Annotated in this window: 9 protein-coding genes and 1 pseudogene; 3 read left to right on the top strand and 7 right to left on the bottom strand. The window is 56.5% G+C overall.

The features are described from left to right. The first annotated feature begins 173 nt into the window (after positions 1 to 173). Positions 174 to 761 carry a hypothetical protein gene (locus tag LH464_RS23605; protein WP_226788858.1) on the top strand — a complete coding sequence of 196 codons (588 nt, stop codon included), beginning with the start codon at positions 174 to 176 and terminating at the stop codon, positions 759 to 761. Between the two features lie 136 nt (positions 762 to 897). Here LH464_RS23605 and LH464_RS23600 read toward each other — a convergent pair whose 3' ends face one another. The 5 genes from LH464_RS23600 to LH464_RS23575 all read right to left on the bottom strand — a co-directional run bounded on the left by LH464_RS23600 (position 898) and on the right by LH464_RS23575 (position 5,203). Continuing rightward, positions 898 to 1,344, bottom strand: a complete 447-nt coding sequence (locus LH464_RS23600; protein WP_226788857.1) for an acyltransferase — start codon at positions 1,342 to 1,344, stop codon at positions 898 to 900. Positions 1,345 to 2,095: 751 nt separating this feature from the next. Further along, positions 2,096 to 2,833, bottom strand: coding sequence for an MOSC domain-containing protein (locus LH464_RS23590; RefSeq protein ID WP_226788856.1), 738 nt, complete (start codon positions 2,831 to 2,833; stop codon positions 2,096 to 2,098). A gap of 47 nt (positions 2,834 to 2,880) precedes the next feature. Then, positions 2,881 to 3,912, bottom strand: a complete 1,032-nt coding sequence (locus LH464_RS23585; RefSeq protein WP_226788855.1) for a hypothetical protein — start codon at positions 3,910 to 3,912, stop codon at positions 2,881 to 2,883. Positions 3,913 to 4,211: 299 nt separating this feature from the next. After that, the gene (locus LH464_RS23580; protein WP_226788854.1) at positions 4,212 to 4,502 is read right to left on the bottom strand and encodes an FAD/NAD(P)-binding protein; all 291 of its coding nucleotides are present in this window, start codon (positions 4,500 to 4,502) and stop codon (positions 4,212 to 4,214) included. A 500-nt stretch (positions 4,503 to 5,002) separates the two neighbouring features. Beyond that, positions 5,003 to 5,203, bottom strand: coding sequence for a cold-shock protein (locus LH464_RS23575; RefSeq protein ID WP_226788853.1), 201 nt, complete (start codon positions 5,201 to 5,203; stop codon positions 5,003 to 5,005). Positions 5,204 to 5,365: 162 nt separating this feature from the next. Between LH464_RS23575 and LH464_RS23570 the strand changes: the two are divergent. Next, positions 5,366 to 5,548: pseudogene (locus LH464_RS23570) on the top strand (GreA/GreB family elongation factor); the annotation flags it as partial. A gap of 169 nt (positions 5,549 to 5,717) precedes the next feature. Here the strand turns inward: LH464_RS23570 and LH464_RS23565 are convergent. Next, positions 5,718 to 5,942, bottom strand: coding sequence for a hypothetical protein (locus tag LH464_RS23565; protein WP_226788852.1), 225 nt, complete (start codon positions 5,940 to 5,942; stop codon positions 5,718 to 5,720). 377 nt (positions 5,943 to 6,319) lie between these two features. Between LH464_RS23565 and LH464_RS23560 the strand changes: the two genes are divergently transcribed. Then, positions 6,320 to 7,057 (top strand): hypothetical protein, encoded by a 738-nt coding sequence (locus LH464_RS23560; RefSeq protein WP_226788851.1) that lies wholly within the window; start codon positions 6,320 to 6,322, stop codon positions 7,055 to 7,057. 6 nt (positions 7,058 to 7,063) lie between these two features. Here LH464_RS23560 and LH464_RS23555 read toward each other — a convergent pair whose 3' ends face one another. Continuing rightward, positions 7,064 to 8,437: an ISNCY family transposase gene (locus tag LH464_RS23555; protein WP_226788850.1), complete on the bottom strand. Its 1,374-nt coding sequence runs from the start codon at positions 8,435 to 8,437 to the stop codon at positions 7,064 to 7,066. Positions 8,438 to 8,538: the final 101 nt, after the last annotated feature.

The following is an 8,538-nucleotide window of genomic DNA, read 5'->3' as shown; positions in this document are numbered from 1 at the left end:
ACGCCCGTCACCCGTGAACCCATTCTTCGATGAGGTCGGAGAATTGGATGACGAAATCAAGCAATTGAAGGATACTCTCGCTGGTAAGCTGCGTCTGCAGAACGCCCAGCTTAAAAAGTTGCTCAAGCGGTTTGATGCTGCTTGAGCCTGATTTCATACCAAAGATTGGACATATGAAAGCACCACCACGAAAATTCGTTGTCGAGTTCAAAGCAGGTCGGCGGCGATCCGCGATGAAGCCAGACTCCTCGATTTGGGGCAAGACCGATCTAAGGGCACTTGTACGCGAAGCAGAGAGTGATGCGCCCCATCTATTCGGGCCGTCTAATGCTTCAAAAGCTTCAGAGCATGTTTCGGAAGCGCAACCTGCCCAAGCGCCAGATATCGAGATCGAGGATAGCCCGAAGGGAGACAGCGGCCAGGAAGCGGAGACGTCGCTCGTCGAGCAACAGTATATCCATTTGCCGGCAGACAAAAGTAGTCTCGCACTTGATCCTGCTGCGCCACGGCAAGGGCAGGGCACCGCGCGGGTTCGTCGTGGCGCGCCAAATCGCAGCAGCAAAGCGAACGTCAAAGTTCATGCCGCAAGTTCGCAAGGCGAGCGGGCTGCCGTGGTAAGCGTGGTCTCACTCGAAATGTCTCTCCACGAGCTCGCCTCCCTGGAGACCGAAAATCAGCGGCTAAGGGCGTTGCTGGCCAAGCAATTGCATCAGGAAAACCTGTGGCTTCGGCAAATGTTGGTGCGATTTGATCGAGCTTGAAGTGATTGAATGCCTAAATGAAGTGATTGGCGCCGCCTGAGTTAGGCGGGCATCTTATCTGAACGATAACGCCGGCGTAAGAACCGCCGGCGCGCTACCGCCAGAGCAGATGGTTCATGTTTGGCTGGCGGAAGTCTTAAAGCGCATGGAGGCGGCGCCGCGTCGCTGACGGGTCTTTTCCCTCCACGGCCCGATCCTGACCTCGCATTTTCACCAATCGTGCCGGTACGCCCGCATATATACCATAGGGCACGGTCTCGCCCTTTATCACGGCGTTAGCACCGATAACGCACCCAGTCGCGATATTTGCCCCCGCAAGCACCTTGGCACCCGCGCCGATCCAAACGTCATTTTCAATGATCACCGGTTTCTTGACGAGGGATTGGCGGCGCATAGGAATGTCGGTTCTTGCGGTGCCGTGCTCGAATGAGACGATAACCACATGGGCCGCAATGCGAACATCGTCGCCGATATGGATCCCGCCATGTCCCAGAAGTATTGTATAAGGGTTGAGAGAGACGTTATCTCCGAGCTCGATGGCGCCGCCGTGGGCGTTGATCACGACCCCGCGCCTCGTAGACACGCGGTCACCAATCCGGATATGTCCTTTGCCCCACGCAATATTGGGTAGTCCCAGCATCTTCGGACGTTTGCCAATCTTTAATGCCCCTCGGGAAAGCAGTGCCCGTATCCGCATCAAGCTTCCGAAATTCACCATCGGGTGACGCCTCCATTTACCAGCTTGGGGTATGGGAAGAATGAGCACCATCGACCGCGGAAGGATGCCCAGAAAACCGCGGTAGGCTTAGCTGTCGTCGTCGACTCCCGTCGCTCTTGTGTTCGGTTTTCCTCCGTCTGCTCAGACGCGCCCTGCTGTTGGTTGGCCGTCGCTGGATCTCCATGGTTGTCTTCGGAATGGGGGGGCGCTTGCTATTCATGAGAAGACCTCTTGTCTGGTTTCCTCTCACGCTAACCGGTAGTGGCGTGCAATGTTCCTTCTAACAAGTAACCTATGCAGTGGACGCCTGCACCACGAGTTGGCGATGACGCTCGTCGCCTCCGTGTCCAGCGTGGCTGATGTGCTTCTCGTCCTGATAGCAAACCTCTTGAAGGGTGATGTCATTCATCCAATTGATATTAACGTCCACATTTCCGCAGCACCGACGCCGAAATCCGGGACATTATCGAGGCCGCCGTACGCCCGTCTGAACGCGTGAAGCTCGGCCTTTGACTCGCAGCCCTTGGTCGGGATGCCGTGTTTCGCCTCGTGTAAACGATCACATCTGATCTTGCTGAGTTGCGCTGTCCGTCGGTGCGTTCTCGCTGGTTGGTTCCTACAAGGCTGGAATGTATGCCGGGGCCCCGGTCGTGACCAGGCCTGGAGTATCTACCGTGCAGTAGATGCCAAGGTTTCGTCGGTTGTGGCGAAGGATGGAGCGCAGGATCTCGGGCGTCTCGTCCAATCCGGGTTGCGCAATCAATGTCATGCCGCAGCGTTTCGTTTCTTCAATAGCGTGAAGGACGGCCTGTCCTATCTGGAGCCGCTTCCCGATCCACGCTTTCTCTAAAAACTCCGGCTCCGCCGAGGTCTGGAGCGTGATCGTCGGGCGAAATCGCCTGCTGTCGATCCCCGAGGGCGAAGCCAGGTTTGACAGAAGATCGAGTGAACTCGTGGTCAGAAGATGGACAGGACTTGGATCATATCGGTTGGTGGCGAGATAATCATCCGATGTACGGCCGCAGGCTTTCGAGTAGGGCAAAACCGAGACATCGAAGCCGAAGTGAGACCTTAGTTTTGCGACCAGTCGGGCATCTCTTATTGAAAGCCAAGCCCCATCCGGGAAGCCGATCTCCGGATATTGCGATGTCAGTCTTGAAAAGAGAAAGAGAGCAGGCCGCCAGCGCTGCTCCTTCTCAGGTGCCGCCGGATGTCTGGAAAGCGCGTCGGCAAGGCACCAGGTGCGGTCCTGGGCGATCCCATCCTGGGTGATCTCCACGGAATCCAGTTGTTCGCCGCCAAGAGAACTGATGGGATAGCGCCAGATCTCCTTGATGGTTCCCAATAGCTTCACGGTCTGGCGTCCTTCAGTGATAGCTCGCAAGCACGGAGCGAAACAGTCTACGCCGCCGCGCTTTTGGCTTCATCAATCACGACGGGGGCCTTGGTGCGTGCCCGACGGCTACGTTGCGGCCTTGTTATTTCAGCCACTATCGATGCAGCCACTGTTCGGCCCAGGTCTGCAGCGCTCGTGATCCCCTGTATGAATGGGCGCTTGTGCAGCAGATAGGAGACTGCCGGTACGTAAAGACGACGTAAAGGCTGCACACCCGCAATCAGCGGACGGCACTGGCCATCGACATCGATTCCGCCAGTTCGTATTTGGCTACCGACGGCGGTAACAGTCTTGGCTTCAGACACGAAGCCCTGCTCGGTGAGCGTAGGGAACGGAAAATCGTCCGCCGAGAGTGTCTTCTGCCCGGTCGCATTGATAAATGTGTCGAATGTCTCGTGGCGATCTCCTATCTGGACGACCGCTCCGCGTGCCAAGCCCTCGTTTGATATGACCGCATCCTCGCCAAGGGCGGTTATCTGAAGGTGCCCAGAGCGATGCAGTGCAAGGAGCCGCTCGATAGAGAGGTGCGGCACTGTGGCATAGTCATCGGCGAAAATGCTCTTGAACGATTGGTTGAAGCGCCTCAGATCGTCGGCATTGAAGTAGGCAACCGCGCTCTCGATGATCTCATGGGTAATCAAGATTGCGTAGCGCCAAGGGACCGTATGCCGCTTGCTGAAATTGACCTTCGCTTCCGCCAGGTTGGCCGCTGCCCATTCAAATGGATCGGTTTTATCGCGAAGGCCGTAATAGGCGTCTGCAAAGGTATCGACCGTCAGGCTATCGAGACCGATTGTCGTCGCGTAGTTCGGATCGGCCGAGGCTATTTCGCTGCGAAATAGTTCGAATATGTCATCGAGAAGCCCGCTGCTTCCAAGCGCTAAACGCCGATTGACGGCCTGCTGCGTGCAGATCGCAGGCTCGGTATAGGGGATCGGAAAATAGAAGTCTGCTTCCGGCAACAGACCCTTGCGCGACATCATCACAGCACGGAAGTCGTCTTTGTTCGGGTTGGCGCAGTAGCTTAGTTCGCCCACGTCGTCTCTCGCAAACTGCCCAAAATACGAGGCAATGGTCACAATCGCATCGATCGCGCTGAGCGAAGTTCCGAGAATCCCGATCCGGCCGCTGCCGATCGTTCGAAGGGCTGTCGCTGGCCACGGCGCTTCGAAAAATCCTGGAGAAGTCTCAGGGCTTGATGGAAAGTTATGACCTGTCGCGGCGATCACGTAGTCGAAGACCGGGTCTTCGCAGCGGCTTGCATCGGCCAGCTTTAGAGAAAAATGGTTGCTTCGTGGAATGATGTCAGTGACCCGACAGTTCTCTATGATTTCTATCATATGCCTCGACGCGGAACCCCGTTCGATAAGGGTCTCAAACTGCTCTCGAAATCCGGCAGGGTGGCAAGCCATTCAACAAGGCTCTGTGGTAGCTCTGGAATCTCAACGCTGGGTATGTTCGACAGCATCGCCGGGTCATTGATGTCACGCTGATACGGCGTCCCTTTGCCCGCCACGGACTCCGCCTCGAAGACGGTGATGGCGAGAGGGGTAGGGGAAGCTATGAGATTCTGGAGAGCATAAATGGCAGTCGGGCCTGAGCCCACGATGGCAACGCGTTTAATCATTGGTGCTCCTGCATCGCGTGATGCGCTGCGCTAAACGGCGAACGGACCGGTTCGTTCCGCCATGAATTGAGCATTTCAAATCAATTGACTTCGCAAATTCTCGCTCGACCGCGGTCCCGAACTGTTGGAAACCGGTATCGCTTTCCGGGGCTGCCGGAGGAACTAACGCGTTTTCCGACGCAAATGTGGAAATCGCAAAGACGGATGGTCATACGAAACAGGTAGGGGGAAAATATTCCACGCTGAAACACAAATTACGACCAGTTGTCTAGAGCCGAGCAAGCTGGTGCCGCGATAGGAACCGGGATCGGGATGACCCCCATTGCTGGCATGTGGGTTATTGGTGCCATCATCTTGGGCGTTTGTCCTCTTCCAGATAGTGATCCCCGCAAACAGTGGGGATCACATTGGCTTGCGGGGAAAGGAGTGATCCGCGCCCGCCTCTTGAGCGCCGAGCCTCTGGATGCCCTTATCCAAATGTTCTACGGCATCCGGCTCACTCAAACTACGCTAACGTTCTCGGCCTTCGACTTGCCTGTCTTGCGATCCTCGCCCAGGTCGTAGCTCACCTTTTGACCGTCTGACAGCGAGCCGCCGTTGACAGCTGAAATGTGGACGAAAACGTCAGTTCCGCCATTATCAGGCGTGATAAATCCAAACCCCTTGTCGTGTGCGAAAAACTTTACGGTACCAGTTGCCATTATCGTCTCCAAAGTTGCGAGGGGAGGAAATAGTCCCCGAATGTTACAGTGGCAAGACCATCTGAGATCGTTTCTAATGCACCGTGGGCGGCTTGATCGCCAGCATAGCATTCATTGATCCCCTCGATCGATCTCCTTCCGCTAATTATATCATCCCGTGTTGTCGGCTTCAGCCGCGACGACGGGAGAGTACAGAAGTACCGAATTGTCGGTGAAGATGAAGCAGACCCGCAGGCAGGAACGATTTCCTATGTGTCCCCAATCGCCATCCAGCTGATGGGTAAGGTAGTCGGAGACATCATAACCGTGGGAAACCAGGAACTTGAGGTCCTCACGCTCTCATAAATCGTGCCTTGAAAAGGCCGTGGGGCATCCACATCTATAGCCTACCACCCGTTATCGCCGACTGCCTGCAGCGACAGCCCCTGTTGCGCGTTCGCATGTCGTTCGGGTGCATGGGCGCTCCTCGGTAAACGGGTTGAGCGCCCATTTTCTTCTGTTCTGTTCTCTCCACTCACAAGGTGTCACCTTTTTCCTTTCCCAAGGTCACGCCCAGGACTGCAGCATGGGGCCGCTGACTACTGAGCAGTTCGAGAGCGTGATCCACTGAAGCTGCGGGGCCAAGCACATCGAAACCGCCGTCCGTCAACGCAATCTCCAGCTCCATCGCAATCAGGAATTCGGCCTCAACCACCAAAACCGATTTTCGATCAATTGCGTCTTCTGCAGATTCCGGCATACCGAAACTCTTCTGCTCTGGTCTCGCGCCATGTGCATGGATACGCTGCCCTATATTAGGAAAGTCATGCTCCACTTCGATGGCTCGAGTGCCCTCCTGGTTTGTGGGGACGTTGTATAAATTACACATCGTCCGCCCTTACGATGTTTCAGCGATGATGCCTTCAATAGGGCTGCGACGGTAGTGGCCAGTTAGAAATGCGACACTGGCTCTGACGATCAGCCCCCGATCCGACCGGCTGGGCCGGGTTGTAAGGGAGGAGCGGGGGCGGGTGAGACGCACCCCTTCGGCTTTAGCTTTCTCACTGGCAATTGTTCCGTCGTCGGTTGATACTCGCTTGCACCTGCATGGGGCGGGGTAGGGATCAAAGCCGCACGATGCTTCCGGAAATCAAGCTGCAGGGTGACGTCAATGTCGCCGCGCTGTCCCCCCTTGTTCGCGGCATGCTTCTTTCGGTCGCCTATGCTGACGGTGAGGGTGGCATAGGATTGACGGCGACCGGCGCCATGAACCGCAAGTTCGTGCATTGGGCCGCTGTACACTTCCTTTGGCCAGGCTTCACAGCCGAAGACCTCTACAGCATGAACAAGGTGCTCAATGAGAGCGACGTGCCGCCGCTCTGGGTCGTGCGCGACATGGCCCGTCATCTAAAACTTCTTCGCCGGAAAAAGGATGTGCTGCTGCCAACCAGACGCGGCCGGGAGTTTCTGGTGAACCCGCAAGCCTTCTTCGATCTGATCGCCACGGATTATCTCTACTCGTATGTTCACACCACCGAGCGGGAAGAGGAGGTCCGAGCGCGGTTACGCTGGTGGCGCATGTTCCTCAATCTGCTCAATATCAAGGCCAGAGAAGGTTGCACGCCAATGGACGCTGTGAAGATCCTCTATCCGGACCTGGCGCCTCTGCCGGACACCGAAATGACCATAGAAGCCTGGAAGTTGAAATCCGACCTCCAGTGTGGCGTCTTTCGACGCCTGTGCTGGCTCGGCTTGCTCTATGAGACACGCGATGGGCTCACGCTCCTCCAGGATGGAGCCTTCCACAAGACGCCACTTTGGCCCGCCTGCCTGCAATTGGAATCGGATACGCAGAGCGACATCGGCGTGCATTGACGCTCTTTATTCCGCCGCCGGCTGCCTCAATAACGCTTTCTCTCGCCGCGCGATCACCACCGGGTCATTCCTGGAATCCGTCCGCTTGCCTGGCTTGCGTCCACGTGGTTTGTAGCCAATCTTCTCGCTGTTGGTCTTCACCTTCGGCGTTGGTCGCTGATCCTGAAGCTCCTTAATATAGGAAAGAACGTCGCCGAGCCGCTTGTTCTCGGTAATGGCCGCATGCGTCACCCGCTGGTCTTTGTCGAACACCCGATAGGCCAAGGAATACCCCTTCCAGCGCACATCCAGTCGACCGTCGGTATAGGCATAGGTCTCGACATAACGACCAACCAGACCGCGTGTCACCTCGGTCTCCTCCAGCATGATCCGCTTCCGCTCGAACGAAAACGTCAGCTGCGATCCGACATAACGCTGCTCGCGCTTGCACAGAATCTCGGCCAATCGATCCGGCACCAGATTCAGCGGCCGGTGCAAATCATCGGGTCGGGCAGGGACGACTGAAAATCGCGCATTGTAACGGTCCATGAAACTCGACAGAAACGCGTTGCCAGCCTTCATGTTATCGATCCCGGCCAGCCGCAGTGCCTTGACCAATCGATCCTGCAGCGTCCTGTTCATCCGCTCGACACGCCCCTTGGCCTGGCTCGAATTTGCGCAGAGAATCTCGATGTTTAGCTCGCAGAGCGCACGCCCGAACTGGGTCATGCCCTGGCCGCCCTTGGCATCCTTCTTTGCCACCCGGAACACCGAATGCTTGTCCGAATAAAACGCAACCGGTGCACCGTGATCCTGCAGATAGAGCTCCAGTGCCTCGAAATAACTAAACGCACTTTCCGATCGAACGAACCGTAGCTGCATAAGCTTGCCGGTCGCATCGTCGATGAACACTAAAAGCGTGCAAGGATCACTCCGGCCTTCGAACCACCGATGATCCGAACCGTCAATCTGTACCAGCTCGCCATAGGCCTCGCGCCGCAATCGCGGTTGATGAAACGTCCGGCGCTGCTTGCGCGAAAGCCAGATGCCAGCAGCCGTCATCCACTTCCGTAACGTCTCGCGCGACACACGCAGCCCATCACGCTCGGCAAGCATCTCCGAAGCCAGGGTCGGACCGAAATCTGCGTAGCACTCACGAACCAATGCTACTGCATAATCCCGAACCCCGGAACTGATCCGGTTGTTCGACGGCCGCCCAATCGCCTTGTGGCGGATCGACGCCGCACCGGATGTTCGTATTCGCTCCAGCAGCCGATGAACTTGGCGCGTGCTCAAGGCCAGAACATGCGCCGCCGTCACCAGCGTCATATGACCATCAACAACCTTCGACAGAACTTCGATCCGCTGCAGATCACGCTCGCTCATCGCAATCAATCCCATCTGCAATCTCCCAGACGTCAATCAGACCCGGGGAGTGTGACATTCCAGCTTTGTCGAATTAGGACATTCTAACTTTGCGGTGCTGGTTCCAGATTGAATGC

Source organism: Pseudorhizobium xiangyangii (assembly GCF_020531965.1).
GTDB lineage: Bacteria > Pseudomonadota > Alphaproteobacteria > Rhizobiales > Rhizobiaceae > Neorhizobium > Neorhizobium xiangyangii.
This window is presented reverse-complemented; position numbering and strand designations above follow the sequence as displayed.